Consider the following 15,088-nt stretch of genomic DNA (forward strand, 5'->3'; position numbering starts at 1 on the left):
GGAGGATGCACGGTTACCAGTCAGTTGGCCCGGCGGTGGTAGATGTCGCGCCGCGCCGTTCGCAGGTCACCACGCCCGGCCGCAGAACCACGCCCACGTCGCTTCACCCATCAGGAGCAACAACAGCGCCAGCAGGACCCACTCGGTCCATTCGCCGTGGGTGCGGCGCTCGCGGATCGCGGTCTCGGTGCCGGCCCCCGCCTGGATGATCGTTGGGCGGTACCCGAGCATTTTCTCCAGCTCTGAATCAGACACCGGTTCGAGGTTGTCGGTTTCGCGCAAATCCGGATTGACCGCGAACGTGGCGCCGTCGGCTTGAGCCCCGCCGGCCGGCACGATCGCGTATTCGCCGGCCACCAGCGAATCGGCGGTGCTGACGACCGGCCGCGCCCCGGCACCGGCCTTCGCTTCGCCGAGCTTCACCCGCAGACGGTTCCGGCCGTCGTCGCCTTTACCGGTTCGCGGGCGCGGCTTGATCAGTTCGTACCCGGACGCCGCAACCGGCGGCGCCCAGGTTAGCGTGTCGCCGGCCGTCCGCGCGCCGCCCGGAACCTTGCGGCCCGTGAGGTGCGAAACGATGTACGTGGTCAACGGGACCGCGAACTGGCCGTCTGCCATCAGCCGGCTACCCCAGGACTCGTCAAGCGGGGCGGCGAAGAAGAGCACCTCGCCGTCGCCGACCACCCGCGACGCCACCAGCGGCCGGTTGTCGGTGGTGCGGACCCGCACCCGCCCGCCGGCGGCGTCGGGGCCGGTGTCGTCCAGGTGCAGCATCCGGGTGAACGTGGCGCGGTCGATCCAGTCGGCGTAGGGCTTCACCTTCCCGAACACGTCGTCCCGGTCGTCGATGCTTTCGACCGCCGGCCGGAACGGCGCCTCGGCGGTCGCGGCCGGGAGGTCCGGCCCGAGCGGCACGGGTAACAGCCCGGCGCCCGCGCGGCCCAGCACGCGGTTGTAGTCGCCCGGGTTTACCAGCGGGCCGGCGCCGAAGACGAGCCCGCCGCCGCCCTTCACGAACTCGGCGAGCTGCGAGACGAACGCGGGCGGCATCCCGACGAACGGGTCGTCGGTGCGCACCGGCGCGTTCAACAGGTAGACGATGTCCTTGCCGGCCAGCTTGTCCGGCCCGACCTCGGCCGGTTGCACGGACTCCGTGGCGATGAAGTACTTTTCGATCTTGTCCCGCTCGCGCTCGGTGTCGAACGGGACCAGGGCTTTGCGCACGAACCAGTCGCCGGCGTCGGTGGCCGGCAGGCCAGCGAACGGGTGGGCCACCAGGAGCGCGTTCACCTTATCGCGCACGCCGACGATCTTGTAGAGGACGTTGTCCCCGTCGAGCCCGTCGCCGTCGGCGTACACCGCCAGCAGCCGCGGCCCGGACTCCTCAAGGCCGCCGGTGAGCGTGACCTCGGCGGTGGCGCCGGGGTCGATTTGGTCGATCTGGGTCGCGTCGCGCTCCACCGCCTTGCCGTCGAGTTCGAGCGACACCTTGATCCCGCGGACCGGTTCCGGGCCGGTGTTCTTGACCGTCACGACGAAGGGCACGCGGGTGCGGGTGTGCGGGATCGCGGCCAGTAGCTTCACGTCCACGACCGAGACGTTCGGGATCTTGCGCCCCGGGTTCCCGCACCGGACGAACACGAGGCCCGCCTTCTTCTCGCGGGCCTCCTCGCACTTCGCCCGCAGCCCCGGCTGCTGGCGCTCGAACCCGCTCTTCTGCAGGTCACTGAAGACGTAAATCTCCTTCGCCGGGGCGGTGCCGGTCTCGGCCGCCGCGAGCGCGTCGGTCAGCCCGGGCAGGACGTCCGTCGAGAGGCTCGTCACCTCGATGGAGCGAACGAGCTGCTTCGCCTGGTCGCGGTTGTACCGCGACACCGGGCCGAGCGCTTGCGCGCGGTCGGCACAGGCGTAGATCTGCACGGACGACTGGTCGGGCAGGGCGTCGAGCACCGCGACGGCCGCGTCCTTGGCGCGCTCGAGGCGCGTTTTCTCGCCGTCGCGGGCGGCCATGCTGTACGACGTGTCGAACATCAGGACCGCGTCGACGGGGCCGTCCGATGCGGCCCCGGACACGGAATCGAGCGCCGGGCGGGCCAGCGCGAGGGCGAGCAGGATCAGCGCGAGGCACCGGAGCAGCAGGAGCAACCGCTCCTGAAACTTGAGGCGGCGGCTGGTCTGCTCGACGGCCTCTCGGAGCAGCTTCATCGGCCCCCACGGCAGCGGCTTGTACCGCGCGCGGTAGAAGAAGTGCAGCGCGAGCGGCACGGTAACGGCCGCCGCGCCGAACAGCATCAGGGGGGCCTGGAACGGCATCGCGGGGAACCCTGTCGGGGAGCGGCGTCGTTACCGGTTGCTCGTCAGGGGACGCTTGGCCGGGGCGGGCGGCTTCTCGGCGGACTTCTCGAACTTCAGCACGAGGACGCCCGGCGCGGACGGCTGGGGCGTGCGGGCCTTGAACTCGGTCGGCAGTGCGCCGCCGCCAGAGAACGCGACGAGGAGGTGGTCCCCGTCGAACTGGTAGATCCACTTTTCCGGCGGCTGCGGCTTCCCGTCCGGTCCGCTCGGGGTCAGGGTCAGCGTCTTCGGGTTCGCGGCGGTGTCCCAAACGACGGCGTGCGTTTCGCCCGGATCGGCGGACGATTCGCCGTAGGTCAGCTTGGTGCTCGAAAAGTGCAGCCACAGCGCGCGGTCGGCGGACGGCGATTTCATCCCGTCCCCCTTGTCCCCGCCGACCATTTTCCAGTACCCCTGGCACCGGTCCTGGTCCGACGCGGTCGCCCCGGGGCCGGACGGCCCCGGAGGAGCGCCCTCGGGAGCAGGGGCGGGTGCGGGCGTTTTGCCGCACCCGGCGGCGAGAACCGTGCCCACGAGCAGCGCGGTGAAAGCGGGCGTGCGCATCGGTTCGTTGCTCCTGGCTACTTGGTCGTCGCTCTGATCGGGAGTGTGCTCACGGGCTGGGTGCTGGCTCGCGTCCGGAACGGCGGCGGTTCGGTCGTTCTCTTCAGCGTGATGACCATCACCGCGGGGACCGCCGGCTGCCCCGCCTGGCTCGATTCCGCCCGGGGCTTGAACTCCGTCGGCACCAACGTTTTGTTCTTCTTGATGAACGCGACCGTGAGGGTGTCGCCGTCCAGTTTGTAGATCCAGCGCCACGTTTCCGACGGGCGCGGGGGATTGGCGCTGCCGGCACCCGTTCCGTAGGCCGCTCCTCGGGAGGTGCCGGCCCGATAGGACCCCGCCCGCGCGGTGCTGAACGCCGCCGTCGCGCGCGGGGCGACCGCGGTGCCGCCGCGCGCGGTGGACACCGCCACGGGAACGTCCGGGCCGCCGAGCCGGAGCGCCAGCACCTTCGGGTTCTTGGATTCATCCAGGGTGAACGACACCGGCTCGTTCTCGCCCTGCTCGACGATGATCATCCGGTACCCGTCGAACACGAGCCGGACCTGCTTGATCATCTCCTCGGCTTCCTTCCGCTCAACGCCGGTGAGCGTCTAGATGTGCCCGTCCTCGGCGGACGTGACGGCCCAGACGCCCTGGAGCGCCTTGGCGTCTCCTCTGAGTTCGTCGGACCGGGAGTTGGGCTGGGTCGGCCGCGCGCAGCCGCCAACGGCGGCTGCGGCGATCAGTACGAGCGGGACGAACTTGCGCATGGACGTTTCCTCGCTTCACTTCGGGACGCGGGTGAAGGTCATGAGCTGGATGCCGCCCGGTGTGTCCTTGTTGTCGAACCCGCGGGGCGCCTGGTTGCCGCCCGAAGTAGCGAGTACGAGTGTATCAGCTTTGAACGTGTAAATCATCACGCACGGTAGCTCCGCTGCCTCGTCTCGAACCGGCACGCCCTTCAGGGTGGTCACCCGCGCTTCGGGCCACGCCAGCCGGGTCGGGTTTGCCGTCGTGTCGATTCGAATCACGGCGATACGCCGTTGGTTCTGTTGTTTGTCAACTACGGTCAGCTTGTTACCCCGAAACTCCAGGACGATTTCAATACGGGTGTCAGGTGGTACGTTTTTTCCGTTGATTTCCATCTCTGTGAGCTTCCAGTCGCCCTGGAGCTTTTGGAGATCCGGCTCCTCGCCCTTCATCAGGTGCCTGGGCACCGGGCCGCCCAGCACCAGATTGCCGGGGGCACAGATAAGTGCGAAGGGAACCGCGAACAGCGCGAGGAACTTCATGGGGCGTTTCCTGGCCTGGAGGCCCGTTGCCGGTGGCACTGTTAGCAAGCGATCGCACCACACGACCGCTGGGGAAAATTGAACAGGACCGACGCGATGAGTGAGGTGCGAGGGGCCGGAGGGGGGCCGCTCTCGCTCATCTCTCTCCCGTGGATCCGGTCTGCCACCGTCTTCGGTTCCGCCACTGTGCAGCCACAGGCCGAGGGGAACAAGCCCATGTCCTTCCGCTCCGCGCCGGTGAGCGTTTCGATGTGTTCGTCCTCGGCGGAAATGACGGCCCACACGCCCTGGAGCGCCTCGGCGTCCCCCTTGAGTTCGTCCGACCAGGAGTTGGGCTGGGTCGGCCGCGCGCAGCCGCCAACGAGTACGAGCGGGACGAACTTGCGCATGGCCGGTTCCTCGCTTCACTTCTGGACGCGGGTGAAGGTCAGGAGCACGACCTCCGGTTCGTTCTTGTTGTCGAACCCGCGGGGCGCCTGCTCCTGGTTGCCGCTGCGGGCGGCGAGTACGAGTTTACCAGCTTCAAACTTGTAAAGCATCACGCACGGCTTCTCCGCATCGTCGTCCTTCACCGGCCCGCCGTTCAGGTCGGTGACCCGCGCCTGCTGCCAGGTGATTCGGGCCGGCTGCGCTTTCGTGTCGAGCCGGAAGGTGGCGGTCGTCCGCTGGTTTTGTTGCCCGGCGGTCACGATCAGCGTGTCGCCGCGCACCTCCAGCCCGCTGCCGGCGTTGTGTCGGCTCATGTCGATTTCGGCTCCGCCGAGCGACACCGCCGTGAGGTTCCACTCGCCCTGGAGTTTTTGAAGCTCCGGGTCTTCGCCCTTCATCAGGTGTTTGGGCACCGGGGCGCTCAGTACCGGGTCGCCGAGGGCACAGACAAGTGCGAAGGGAACCGCGAACAGCGCGAGGAACTTCATGGGGCGTTTCCTGGCCTGGAGGCCCGTTGCCGGTGGCACTGTTAGCAAGCGACCGCACCACACGACCGCTGGGGAAAATTGAACAGGACCGACGCGATGAGTGAGATGCGAGGGGCCGGAGGCGGGCCGCTCTCGCTCATCTCTCACCCGTGGATCCGGTCTGCCACCGTCTTCGGTTCCGCCACTGTGCAGCTACAGGCCGAGGGGAACAAGCCCATTTTCATCCTGATTCGTGAACCCATCTGCGGTGTCGCTTTTGTTGTTGACGAGCCGCGACCGCCAGGGAGCGGGGTAAGTGGCTCCGCTCCCTGGCGGTCGCGGCTCGTCAAGAAAGCGGCCGTGTTACCGGGTACGCGTACGAGTTCAGGCATCAGGGGCGTTCCAGCACCCACACGGGCGGGCCGTCGGGCGCGTCGAACGCCGCCGGGCGCGGGCTCGGGTCGGGCGCGACGACCACCCTGGCGGTTCCGTCCGAGAACGCGTAAATCCCGCGCAACACGAACGCGGACGGCTGATCGTCGGGGCCGATTAGCGCGAGGTCGAGTTCCTTCGGGTTCGCTTCGGGGCGGAGCGTGAGCCGGTACCGCTTCTGCTCCTGCTCGCCGACGAGGTACACCCACCGGTCGCCGGTGATCCGCACCGTCACCGGGAGCCGGGTCTCGCGCCCGTTCGGGGCGAGGAGCCACACGCCCTGGAGCCGTTCGGCGTCGTCCCGGGGTTCAAGAGACCGGAGCGCGAAGTACCCGACGGCGCCTGCGGCGAGCCCCAGCACCACGAGGCCGATACCCCAAAACCGCTTTCCGGAGGACGGCCGGGGAGGGCCGACCGGCGGGCGTGCGGAACCGGTGCCGGCTTGCGAAAGCCGTTCTTCCCCCTTCGCTTCGGTTGGGGGTGCCGGGGGTGTCGGTTCTTCAGCCACGCTCATTTGCGTCCCATTTGCAGCCGGCGCACGAGGTATTCCGACAGCGCCACCTCGAGCGGTCGGTTCGTGAGCATCTTGACGTAGTCTACGCCGGCCCGGTCGCAACCGGCCTGGATGTCCGCGAGGTACCGCTTCACCACCCGCAGGTACGCCGGGCGCAACAGTTGCGGGCGCGTCCGCAACTCCTCCGCGCCCTCCAACCCGACGAACCGGATGTTCCCGTCCAACGGGAAATTCACCTCGTCCGGGTGAAGCACGTGGAACAGGATCACCTCGTGCCCGCGGAACCGCAGGTGGCGTAGCCCTTCCAGAATGGGTTCAAGGTCTTCGAGGCAGTCGGAGATCAGGCACACGATCCCGCGGCGGCCGAGCCGGTCCGCGACCTCGCCGAGCAGCGGGCCGATGCGGGTACGGTCCCGCGGCTCCGTCCCTTCCAGCGTGTGGGTGATCGCGTTGATGTGCGCGAGGGACGAACTCGCCGGCAGCTCCGCGACCCAGCCGGTGTTGAAAATGCGGAGGCTGACGGTGTCGCGCTGGCGAACCGTCAGGTACGCCAGCGACGCCGCGAGCAGTTTCGCGAACGCCAGCTTGTTCGCGTCCCCGCGGCCGTACCGCATCGAGTTGCTGCCGTCGAGCAGCAGGTGGCACAGGAAGTTGGTTTCCTGCTCGTACTGCTTGATGGTGTACCGCTCGCTGCGCCCGTAGCCCTTCCAGTCGATGTGCCGGATGTCGTCGCCGGGCACGTACTCGCGGTGCTGCACAAACTCGACCGAGAACCCCTTGAACGGGCTCTTGTGGTCGCCCACGCGCAGCCCCTCCACCACCTGCCGGGCTTTCAAACCCAGGGCTTCGGCGCGGGCCAGGACTCGGGGATCGAGGTAGGTCGGCATTTTAGGATTGCGGAATGCGGAGCGCGGAATTCGGAATCAGAAGCACACCGGCGCGGAAGCGAACGCAGTTCGGATTCCTAGCTTTCGTTCCGAATTCCGTGTTCCGCATTCCGGGTTCGTCAGGCGGCCACCGCCTTGGCGGCAGTTTTGACCAACCGACGGATCACCTCGTCCACCGTGACGCCCTCGCTCTGGGCCGCGAAGTTGAGGATGAGTCGGTGCCGCAGGATCGGCGTCGCCACCGCGACCACGTCGTCGCCGGCGACGTGGTTCGACCCGCGGAGCAGGGCGTGGGCCTTCGCGGCCAAGATCAGGTTCATGCTGGCGCGGGGTCCGGCGCCCCAGGTGAGCCACTTGTGGACGAACTCGGCCGCCTCCGGCGTTCCGGGGCGCGACAGCCGGGTGATCCGCTTCGCAAAGTCGAACACCTTGTCCGATACCGGCACCCGCCGGACGATCTGTTGGAGGCCGATGATGTCTTCCGCGTTGAGCACCGGCTCGACCTTCACCTTCGTGTCCGCGGTGCCCATCCGCATGATCTGTTCTTCCTCGTCGGCGGTCGGGTAATCGACCTTGATGAGGAACAGGAACCGGTCGAGCTGGGCCTCGGGAAGGGGGTAGGTGCCTTCTTGCTCGATGGGGTTCTGGGTGGCGAGCACGAAGAACGGGGCGCGCATCGGGTGGTCGGAGCCGCCGATGCTGACCTTGCGCTCCTGCATCGCTTCGAGCAGCGCGGCCTGCGTCTTGGGCGGGGTGCGGTTGATCTCGTCCGCAAGCACGATGTTCGCGAAGATCGGCCCGGCCATGAACTTGAACATCCGCTCCCGGGTCACCGGGTCGTCCTGAATCACTTCGGAACCGGTGATGTCGGACGGCATCAGGTCGGGGGTGAACTGGATGCGCTTGAAGCCGAGATCGAGCGCCTGCGCCAGCGTTGACACCATCAGCGTCTTTGCGAGCCCGGGTACGCCCATCAGGAGCGCATGGCTGCGGCAGAAGATTGCCATCAGTAGTTCATCGAGCACCTTTTCCTGACCGACCACGACCTTGGCGATCTCACGCTTGAGCTTCTGGTGCGCGGCGCGGAGCCTCTCGATCATTTCAACGTCGTTTTCCGCACTGTTGGCGCTCATGTTCACGGGGATCGAGGTTGAGGGGGAGCGTCGGAGGAGTTCGGGGCCGACGGGCAGGAGCAATCGTACCCGCACCCGGCGGACCGACGCAACGCATTAAACTCCCCGAACGCGCGAAAGTGTCGCGGGTCGAGGATGTAGGTCGCGGGGCGTGGGGCTCGCTCGACCCTTGTGAGGCGCTGAAATGCGGACTGATTTTGTGCGACTGAAGCGGGCTGGTCGGTGCTGCGCTGTCACCCCCGTTACAGCGCGGCCCGGTCGTCATCCGGCGGGGCGCCGACTGGCCGACCGCTACCAACCGACTGGCGATTCGCTGGGTGATCGCTACCCGCGAAAGCGCACGGCCCAATCGTCAGATTCGGCAGATGGAGCAACCCCGCTCGGCCGCATCTATGAGCTGGTGTCGTCTTGCAAAACGTTGCAGTGCAGAAGCTTATGGGCGCCAACACGCGAGCAGATAGCGCCGATTCGGGGGCGACCATCTGTCTTCGATGGCCCCGCTCGGCGAGGCCGGACAGTTCCAGAACTACCAAACAGTGAAAATAGGTGCGGAAAATGCCGGATGCGCCGACGAAGCCGCGCGTCGGCGCATCCGGTGACTGCTCGTGAGCCGGGCGTGCCGTCACTCTTCGAAGCCGTTCGGGTGGGTCTTGTGCCACCGCCACGCGGTCTCGAGGATCGCGGTCAGCGTGTCATACTTGGCCGACCAGCCGAGTTCGCGCGCGATCTTGCCGGCGTCCGCGACGAGTGCGGGCGGGTCGCCAGCGCGGCGCGGCTCTTCCTTGACCGGCACCTTCAGACCGGTGACCTGTTCCACCGCGGCGATCACCTCGCGCACGCTGTACCCGCGCCCGAGTCCCACGTTGTACTGCAGTTTCGACCCCGGCCCGATCTTGTCGAGCGCGAGGATGTGCGCACGAGCGAGGTCGTCCACGTGGATGTAGTCGCGGACGCACGTGCCGTCGGGCGTGGGGTAGTCGGTGCCGAACACGGAGACGTGCGGGATCTTGCCGGTCGCGGCCCGGAACACCAGCGGGATCAGGTGCGTTTCCGGGTCGTGGCTTTCACCGATGGTGCCGTCTTCGGCCGCGCCCGCGGCGTTGAAGTACCGCAGGGCGCAGTACCCGAACGGGTACGCGGCGGCGTAGTCCGCCAGCGCGTGCTCGAACGCCAGCTTGCTGTTCCCGTAAGGGTTCACCGGCCGCTGCGGGGCGGTCTCGGCGATCGGCACCGCGTCGGGAACGCCGTAAGTGGCACAGGTGCTGGAGAAGACGAACTTCTGCACCCCGTTGCGGCGGCACCGGTCGAGCAGTTGCAGCGAGTAGATGAGGTTGTTCGTGTAGTACTTGGCGGGGCTGGTGACGGACTCGCCGACGTAGGCGTAGGCCGCGAAGTGGATGACCGCTTCGATCCGGTTCACCACGAGCAGGTTGTCGACGTGGTCGATGTCGCGGAGGTTGCCGACCACAAGGTTCACGTCGGGGACGGCCCGGCGGTGACCGTATTCGAGGCTGTCGAACACCGTAACCTCGTGTCCGCCGGCGAGCAACTGCCGAACGGTGTGCGAGCCGATGTACCCGGCCCCACCGGTGACCAGAATGCGCATGAGGGGTTTGCCTTTCATCTGTCGGTCTTCGCTGTCTGTCTTAGCCGCCGGGGCGGAATGCTCAACACCACCTGCGCCACGCACCTTCGCGCCGGGCCGCGGTTCCGGGTACAATCCCGTCGTCAAACACAGAAGGAACGACCGTGCCTGACCGTGCCGCACTGCTGATCGCCGTCGAAACGTTCTTTGAGGCCGGGCCGCTGGTCCAGTACGCCGCGGCCGACTGCGCCGAACTGCACCGCGCGCTCCCGGCCGCCGGGTACGCGCCGGAGCGGTGTACGCTCTTGGCCGCGCACCGGACCACCAAGGCCGTGATCGAGGCCACCTTGAAGCGTTTGCCGAAGGTCGCCGGCGACGCCGAGTCGCTGTTCGTGCTGGTGGTGTCACGCGGGTTTAACGTGAAGGGGCGCGGGTACATCGCCTGCGCCGACACCATCGCCCCCGACCCGCTCGAAACCTCCATTCCCGTGGCGGAGTTCCTGACCGCGGTGAGCAAGGTGAAGGCCAAAGAGGTGACGGTGTGCTTCGACATCGACCCGCTTCAGTGGAGTGAAAACAAGTTACTTCATCCCGGATTGGACGACGCGGAGCTGGCCGCGCTGTTTGAGAAGTCTCCCAAGTGCGTCGGACTGACGGCGTGCGCCGAGGGCGAGCGCTCGTTCGAATCGGCCCAACTGCGGCACGGCATCTGGCGGCATCACCTGATCGAGGCGCTCACGGGGAAGACGCGAACCGGGGTCGGCAAGGACGGGACGCTCACGGCCGCGGCGCTGCACGAGTTTCTGGCCGATGCCGTCCCCCGGACCCTGCGCCGGACCTACGAAACGCAGCAAGAGCAAAACCCGACGCTGTACGGCGAGGCCAACGCCTCGGTGACCGTGGCCGAACTGGAAAAGGTGCTCGGACCGGGCGGGGACCTGCTCGACCCGGCACGCATGAAGCGGGTGGTGTTCCGCTCGGAGAGCCTGAGCGAGGTGAAGAACCTCGACGGCTACCGGAAGGGGCAGCCCGTTCCCGACCGCGCGAACGAGTGGGCCCGGAAGTACGTGAACCGCGTCGCGGCGCCCGACATCAAGCTCGACCTCGACAACACGTTCGAAATGGTCCGCGAGATGTTCGGCTACAAGCGGAAGGACCTGGACGTGTCTGCGGAGCGCGACGGGCTGGGGTACATTCGCACGCCGGACTTCGAGTACACCGTGACCGTGAGCGTGAGCGAAGAGGACCCGTCGGAGGTGCTGTGGCGGCGGGAGGTGAGCCGGCTCTCGGGGCCGGAGTTCGTCCGCAGCGAGGGGTTCCGTAACGTGTTCGGGACGATGTTCGACCGGCTGGTATTCGAGTTCGCCAGTGCGGTCGATGTGGCGGACTTCGTGGACCGGATCGAAGACGCGCCGCCGGAAGGCGTGAAGGTGACGGTCGCGAGCGACTCCGGCGCCGCGGTGATCGCGCTGGCCGGCTTCGGGGGCAAGATCAGCGTGAACCGCGACGCGGTGGTGATCCAGGGGCAGACGGGGAACCCGTCGAGCCTGCTGGAGCAGTTCCTGGTGTTCCTGCGAAAGTTCGGCGCGCTGGGGGAGCCGAAGGCGCTCACGAGCGGCGGGTGACTCACTCCGGCGCCCGGCGGTGGTAGACGATGAGCGGCCCGTCCTTCGGCACGAACGCGGTCGGGCGCACGCTCTCGACGCGCTGCACCTGCCCGCCCCGCAGGACCAGCGGGGGGGAGCCGATGCACACCCGCATCCGGTTCGCGCTGCTGAGTTCGTAAATGGCCCGCACGGTGAGCCGCATGCCGTCGCTGTTGGTGTACGTCAGGTCCAGGTGCTTTGGGGATTTCGTTTCGTCGAGCGCGTACTCGAAGTCTTCGAACGTGTCGCCCTGGAACTGCTCCGACCACGTGCCCTCGGAGACCAGTGCGTGCTTGCGGCGCTGGCTGCGGTCCTCGGTCGCGGTGGGCGACTCGAAGTCGACCACGACCCACTCGCCCAGGACCTGCTCGGCGTCGGGGGCCGGCGGTTCACCGCAACCGCTCATCAGGGCCGCGGTGATGAGAATGACGCGCTTCATGCGTGAACACTAGAGCGCGGTTTCACTCCTGCGGGGGCAGAATGTCGGGCTCAACTTGGTAATCGTTGGCGGTTGCACTGGTACTGTTGAAAAGTGCGCTTCCGGCCATAACTCCGTCCGCCAACCCAGGTGGCGGTATGTGCTTTTAAGTTCGATCTGCCCTCGGTAGACGGTCCGGATCAGACCGATGGAGAAGAGCAAATTGCTCACCTGGCCCGCTCGAACCGTAACGGGCGTGACGGTCAATTGATCCCGTAACTGAGTCCGCGTCGGCCATTGGTTCCTTCTCGCTCGCCGTCTCCGGCCCGACAGTGTTGTTCCTGTGAACCGACCAGGCACGCGACTGCTTATCTGTGAAACGTGTCGGTGCCGTCGGCCTCCTTGGCCGGGTCGTGGTCCGGGTTTGCGGCGTGCTCGATCCGATGGCGTCGATGACATCAGGACGGTCCGCCGTTGGCTCCCGAGCAGGACGTGAGGCTCTGAGATCAATCGTCGCTATGTGTGAACGTGACCGCGAACACGGCTATTGGTCACACCAACTCGTAGGTGCAGAGGCGATACCGTGTGGCACAAGAGGGCAAGACCGCCAAGTCAAAATGATGGGTACGGTAGCGGGATTGAGGGGGGCGAACAAACGCGCTCGTGGGCCGCATGGCATTTGCCGCAATGGAGGTGGTAACCACCATTGACCGGCAACCCATGCGGCCCACACTCAGAAGACGTGCTGAAAAGAATAGCCTTCGATTTCCGGGACCAGTCAAGGTAACAGATCAGTGTCGCGATTTAGTGGGCCGGTGCGACCGGTGCTGGCGCGACCGGCGTAACCGGTACTTGTTGTGGTGTGACCGGTACCGCCGGTACGCTCGGTGCTACCGCAGGTGCGTGTGCCGCCGCTGTTTGCTGGATCGCCGCTTCCGCACTCAGGGCCGCGGACGGGGGAAGTTCAGCTTGTCGAGCGACACGTCCCAGCGGACCCAAGATCAGGCCCAGGAACACGAAAGTGATACCGGTTAAAAACAGTCCAGCAAGCCAGAACCAATCCGTGTGGTCCAACGACCGGTCCTGACCGCGGGTAAAGTACCACACGAGTGTCCACACGCACAGCAGGGCACCGCCGGTGACATAACCGAGTGCCGTTTTCGGCCCGAAGGCAGGGTGCGAGAGAATGGGCATCGTCGTGACTCCGTAACGTCTCGTTTGGGTGAGGCGCAATCAGCCCCTTTCAAGGACGCGTGTGCAAATGCAACACCCGTGCCAGCGGATGTGAGATGTCTGGCACAGCGGTTGCGTGTAGCACCTTGCCCGACACTCCTGTCGGTGAAAGATGGATTCTGAAAGGGACGAAATGCGGCTCACATACCTCGCAACTGCGGCTCTGGTGGCTTTCGCGTTCGGTTGCAACAAGAGTCCTGAGGGCGGGACGCCGAACACGAACGCGAGTTTCAAGTTGTCGCTTCCCACCGCCAAAGACGTGAAGCAGGGCAACACTGAGAGCTACGATGCCAGCGTCGAGCGTGGGTCCGATTTCAAGAAAGACGTGAAGCTGTCCGTGGAAGGCAAGCCGGAGAAGCTGACGGTCAAACTGAGCAAGGATGCCATCAAGGCGGGTGACGGGGACACCAAATTCACCATTACCGTAACGCCGGACAAGGACGCACCGATTGGCAAACACGACGTCAAGATCGTCGGGACGCCGGACGGCGGCGGGACGCCCACGAGTCAAACGTTTTCGGTGACCGTGACCGAGAACAAGTAAGTGTGGATGGCCGTTCGCCCGCCCGCAGACTTCAACCGTCTGCGGGCGTTTTTGCCCAAAGGAGTTACACCATGCTGAACGCCGAAACCCACGAAGCGCTGGCGAGTGGCACCGAGGTGATGAACGGGCTGCTCCGGCACGCTCTGTCGGCGGTCGAGACGTACACGCACGCGATCGGCCTGATCGAGGACCCGACGGCAATCATTGAGCTACAGAAGATCCGTGACGGGCACCGGCGTGCCGAGCGCGAACTGCGCGAATGCGTGGTCCTCATGGGCGCCGTGCCGTCCCAGAACCCGGGGCCGTGGCCCGCGTTTAGCGCGACGGCCGCGCCGGGCACGAAGGCCGTGGGGTGCGCGTCCGTGCTCGCGGCGCTGCGGCAGTGCGAGGAGTACGCCATTGCCGTGTACGAGGACGCCGTGAACCACGAGGACATCCCCCCAGACGGGTACCGGCTCATCAGCGGGGAACTGTTGCCCGAGGTGAGGAAACACGTGGACGAGTTGAATCGGCTGCTCGGCGGCACGTGCTGACCGGCGTTCACCGGCCGCCGGCACCGAAGTGCCGGCGGCCTTTTTTATTGGAACCCCGCGCCCGAAAGGACTCCCATCATGGCTGCTCTCACGGGGCGAGTACGCTTTCAAGAATTGAACGTCACGCCCGGGTTGATGGGGGTGGCGGTCATTGTGACGGCCACAACGTTAGTCGCGGCAGTCGGCGGCGCGGTGACCGCGCCGAACGTCGGCAGTTGGTACGAGCACCTCCCAAAGCCGGATTGGACCCCGCCGAACTGGGTGTTCGGTCCCGTTTGGACGGTGATGTACGCGCTAATGGCTGTTGCGGCGTCAATCGTGTGGGTGTCTCGGGCGTGCGACGACATCTGCTGCCCGCTCAGCGCGTTCGGGGCTCAGTTGGTGTTGAACTTGGCCTGGAGTGTTTGCTTCTTCGGACTGCACAGCCCGCTGCTCGGCTTCCTGGACGTGTGCCTGCTCTGGGTTCTCGTCGGTGTAACGGTGGCGGAGTTCTTTCTCGTATCGCGGGTCGCCGGGCTTTTGCTGATACCGTACTGGCTTTGGGTGACATTTGCGGCGATACTGAACGCTGCGATCGTGATGAAGGGCAGTTGAGCGGAATTGTGCTTGTTAAACGCGGCGGCCCGCTCGAATGTTTGAGCGGGCCGCCGCGTTTTTATTGCAACTTCACGAACCGCGTTGCGTCAGTTCCTGTTCGGCGCGGAGCCAGAACTCGCCCCCGTCTCCCGCCGGACGGCCGGCGCGCTCCCACAACGAGTAGGCCAGCGCACGAACCTTCTCATCGTCCACCGCTGCCGGCTCCGTGGAGGGTTGAGCCGGTTGCAGAGAAACGGCGTCAGAAGCTTCCGCCGGGTTTAATCGCTGTGAGGTGGGTGTTTTGTTCGCGTTACGCCCTTGTGTGGGGGCAGCATTTCTTGCCACTGTGACGTTCTCCGGAGATGTACGTTGGCTCGGGCGCCGCCAGGGTGTGATCGAAACACGTCAGTAGAGAGCACAATACGTTCCACACCGTTACTGTGGCTCGCGTTGGGGCTGTAAAGCATCGGTTCGTGCCGGTGCTACGTGTGTGAGGCACTGTTCCGATTGATGAATGAG

General features: G+C 66.2%; 18 protein-coding genes. 4 read left to right on the plus strand and 14 right to left on the minus strand.

Features of this window, described 5'->3' with window-relative positions:
* Positions 1 to 66: 66 nt before the first annotated feature.
* From GobsT_RS14835 to galE, 11 genes are all read right to left on the minus strand, one after another.
* Complete coding sequence (locus GobsT_RS14835) at positions 67 to 2,313, minus strand: BatA domain-containing protein (protein WP_010050269.1); 2,247 nt, start codon at positions 2,311 to 2,313, stop codon at positions 67 to 69.
* A 30-nt stretch (positions 2,314 to 2,343) separates the two neighbouring features.
* On the minus strand, positions 2,344 to 2,898 hold the full coding sequence (locus GobsT_RS14840) for a TIGR03067 domain-containing protein (protein WP_010050271.1): 555 nt from the start codon (positions 2,896 to 2,898) through the stop codon (positions 2,344 to 2,346).
* A gap of 17 nt (positions 2,899 to 2,915) precedes the next feature.
* Positions 2,916 to 3,455 (minus strand): hypothetical protein, encoded by a 540-nt coding sequence (locus GobsT_RS14845; RefSeq protein ID WP_010050273.1) that lies wholly within the window; start codon positions 3,453 to 3,455, stop codon positions 2,916 to 2,918.
* A gap of 36 nt (positions 3,456 to 3,491) precedes the next feature.
* The gene (locus GobsT_RS37775) at positions 3,492 to 3,650 is read right to left on the minus strand and encodes a hypothetical protein (RefSeq protein ID WP_010050275.1); all 159 of its coding nucleotides are present in this window, start codon (positions 3,648 to 3,650) and stop codon (positions 3,492 to 3,494) included.
* Positions 3,651 to 3,665: 15 nt separating this feature from the next.
* Complete coding sequence (locus GobsT_RS14850; protein ID WP_010050277.1) at positions 3,666 to 4,172, minus strand: TIGR03067 domain-containing protein; 507 nt, start codon at positions 4,170 to 4,172, stop codon at positions 3,666 to 3,668.
* 41 nt (positions 4,173 to 4,213) lie between these two features.
* Positions 4,214 to 4,561 (minus strand): hypothetical protein, encoded by a 348-nt coding sequence (locus GobsT_RS14855; protein ID WP_010050279.1) that lies wholly within the window; start codon positions 4,559 to 4,561, stop codon positions 4,214 to 4,216.
* A 15-nt stretch (positions 4,562 to 4,576) separates the two neighbouring features.
* Positions 4,577 to 5,089, minus strand: a complete 513-nt coding sequence (locus tag GobsT_RS14860; RefSeq protein WP_010050280.1) for a TIGR03067 domain-containing protein — start codon at positions 5,087 to 5,089, stop codon at positions 4,577 to 4,579.
* A gap of 370 nt (positions 5,090 to 5,459) precedes the next feature.
* The gene (locus GobsT_RS14865; protein WP_081471968.1) at positions 5,460 to 6,014 is read right to left on the minus strand and encodes a TIGR03067 domain-containing protein; all 555 of its coding nucleotides are present in this window, start codon (positions 6,012 to 6,014) and stop codon (positions 5,460 to 5,462) included.
* The gene (locus tag GobsT_RS14870; RefSeq protein ID WP_010049562.1) at positions 6,011 to 6,901 is read right to left on the minus strand and encodes a DUF58 domain-containing protein; all 891 of its coding nucleotides are present in this window, start codon (positions 6,899 to 6,901) and stop codon (positions 6,011 to 6,013) included. The genes GobsT_RS14865 and GobsT_RS14870 overlap by 4 nt, the downstream gene beginning before the upstream one ends.
* Before the next feature lie 119 nt (positions 6,902 to 7,020).
* The gene (locus GobsT_RS14875; RefSeq protein WP_010049563.1) at positions 7,021 to 8,034 is read right to left on the minus strand and encodes an AAA family ATPase; all 1,014 of its coding nucleotides are present in this window, start codon (positions 8,032 to 8,034) and stop codon (positions 7,021 to 7,023) included.
* Between the two features lie 622 nt (positions 8,035 to 8,656).
* Entirely contained in the window at positions 8,657 to 9,658 is a 1,002-nt protein-coding gene (galE, locus tag GobsT_RS14880; protein WP_010049565.1) for a UDP-glucose 4-epimerase GalE, read from the minus strand.
* 125 nt (positions 9,659 to 9,783) lie between these two features.
* Here galE and GobsT_RS14885 point away from each other — a divergent pair, with 125 nt between their 5' ends.
* Positions 9,784 to 11,244, plus strand: coding sequence for a caspase family protein (locus GobsT_RS14885; protein ID WP_010049566.1), 1,461 nt, complete (start codon positions 9,784 to 9,786; stop codon positions 11,242 to 11,244).
* Between the two features lies 1 nt (position 11,245).
* On the opposite strand, the gene GobsT_RS14890 is transcribed toward GobsT_RS14885, so the two are convergent.
* Together GobsT_RS14890 and GobsT_RS38760 are read right to left on the minus strand one after the other, a co-directional pair.
* Positions 11,246 to 11,704, minus strand: a complete 459-nt coding sequence (locus GobsT_RS14890) for a TIGR03067 domain-containing protein (RefSeq protein WP_010049567.1) — start codon at positions 11,702 to 11,704, stop codon at positions 11,246 to 11,248.
* A 783-nt stretch (positions 11,705 to 12,487) separates the two neighbouring features.
* Complete coding sequence (locus tag GobsT_RS38760; protein WP_162542157.1) at positions 12,488 to 12,877, minus strand: hypothetical protein; 390 nt, start codon at positions 12,875 to 12,877, stop codon at positions 12,488 to 12,490.
* Positions 12,878 to 13,049: 172 nt separating this feature from the next.
* Between GobsT_RS38760 and GobsT_RS14900 the strand changes: the two genes are divergently transcribed.
* The 3 genes from GobsT_RS14900 to GobsT_RS14910 all read left to right on the plus strand — a co-directional run bounded on the left by GobsT_RS14900 (position 13,050) and on the right by GobsT_RS14910 (position 14,587).
* Entirely contained in the window at positions 13,050 to 13,460 is a 411-nt protein-coding gene (locus GobsT_RS14900; protein ID WP_010052688.1) for a COG1470 family protein, read from the plus strand.
* 71 nt (positions 13,461 to 13,531) lie between these two features.
* Positions 13,532 to 13,993: a ferritin-like domain-containing protein gene (locus GobsT_RS14905; protein WP_010052686.1), complete on the plus strand. Its 462-nt coding sequence runs from the start codon at positions 13,532 to 13,534 to the stop codon at positions 13,991 to 13,993.
* Positions 13,994 to 14,071: 78 nt separating this feature from the next.
* Positions 14,072 to 14,587, plus strand: a complete 516-nt coding sequence (locus GobsT_RS14910) for a TspO/MBR family protein (RefSeq protein WP_197905117.1) — start codon at positions 14,072 to 14,074, stop codon at positions 14,585 to 14,587.
* Between the two features lie 72 nt (positions 14,588 to 14,659).
* Here the strand turns inward: GobsT_RS14910 and GobsT_RS14915 are convergent, their stop codons facing one another.
* A complete protein-coding gene (locus GobsT_RS14915) occupies positions 14,660 to 14,782 on the minus strand; it encodes a DUF2934 domain-containing protein (protein ID WP_010053099.1) in 123 nt (40 codons plus the stop codon).
* Positions 14,783 to 15,088 lie beyond the last annotated feature (306 nt).

Source organism: Gemmata obscuriglobus (genome assembly GCF_008065095.1).
GTDB lineage: Bacteria > Planctomycetota > Planctomycetia > Gemmatales > Gemmataceae > Gemmata > Gemmata obscuriglobus.

What these genes read in the sequence shown, in the direction of transcription:
- GobsT_RS14905 (WP_010052686.1), top strand. Translation starts at nt 13,532, where the DNA reads ATGCTGAACGCCGAAACCCACGAAGCGCTGGCGAGTGGCACCGAGGTG.
- GobsT_RS37775 (WP_010050275.1), bottom strand. Translation starts at nt 3,650, where the DNA reads ATGCGCAAGTTCGTCCCGCTCGTACTGATCGCCGCAGCCGCCGTTGGC.
- GobsT_RS14890 (WP_010049567.1), bottom strand. Translation starts at nt 11,704, where the DNA reads ATGAAGCGCGTCATTCTCATCACCGCGGCCCTGATGAGCGGTTGCGGT.
- GobsT_RS38760 (WP_162542157.1), bottom strand. Translation starts at nt 12,877, where the DNA reads ATGCCCATTCTCTCGCACCCTGCCTTCGGGCCGAAAACGGCACTCGGT.
- GobsT_RS14855 (WP_010050279.1), bottom strand. Translation starts at nt 4,561, where the DNA reads ATGCGCAAGTTCGTCCCGCTCGTACTCGTTGGCGGCTGCGCGCGGCCG.
- GobsT_RS14875 (WP_010049563.1), bottom strand. Translation starts at nt 8,034, where the DNA reads ATGAGCGCCAACAGTGCGGAAAACGACGTTGAAATGATCGAGAGGCTC.
- GobsT_RS14840 (WP_010050271.1), bottom strand. Translation starts at nt 2,898, where the DNA reads ATGCGCACGCCCGCTTTCACCGCGCTGCTCGTGGGCACGGTTCTCGCC.
- GobsT_RS14900 (WP_010052688.1), top strand. Translation starts at nt 13,050, where the DNA reads ATGCGGCTCACATACCTCGCAACTGCGGCTCTGGTGGCTTTCGCGTTC.
- GobsT_RS14850 (WP_010050277.1), bottom strand. Translation starts at nt 4,172, where the DNA reads ATGAAGTTCCTCGCGCTGTTCGCGGTTCCCTTCGCACTTATCTGTGCC.
- GobsT_RS14835 (WP_010050269.1), bottom strand. Translation starts at nt 2,313, where the DNA reads ATGCCGTTCCAGGCCCCCCTGATGCTGTTCGGCGCGGCGGCCGTTACC.
- GobsT_RS14865 (WP_081471968.1), bottom strand. Translation starts at nt 6,014, where the DNA reads ATGAGCGTGGCTGAAGAACCGACACCCCCGGCACCCCCAACCGAAGCG.
- GobsT_RS14860 (WP_010050280.1), bottom strand. Translation starts at nt 5,089, where the DNA reads ATGAAGTTCCTCGCGCTGTTCGCGGTTCCCTTCGCACTTGTCTGTGCC.
- GobsT_RS14910 (WP_197905117.1), top strand. Translation starts at nt 14,072, where the DNA reads ATGGCTGCTCTCACGGGGCGAGTACGCTTTCAAGAATTGAACGTCACG.
- galE (WP_010049565.1), bottom strand. Translation starts at nt 9,658, where the DNA reads ATGAAAGGCAAACCCCTCATGCGCATTCTGGTCACCGGTGGGGCCGGG.
- GobsT_RS14845 (WP_010050273.1), bottom strand. Translation starts at nt 3,455, where the DNA reads ATGATCAAGCAGGTCCGGCTCGTGTTCGACGGGTACCGGATGATCATC.
- GobsT_RS14870 (WP_010049562.1), bottom strand. Translation starts at nt 6,901, where the DNA reads ATGCCGACCTACCTCGATCCCCGAGTCCTGGCCCGCGCCGAAGCCCTG.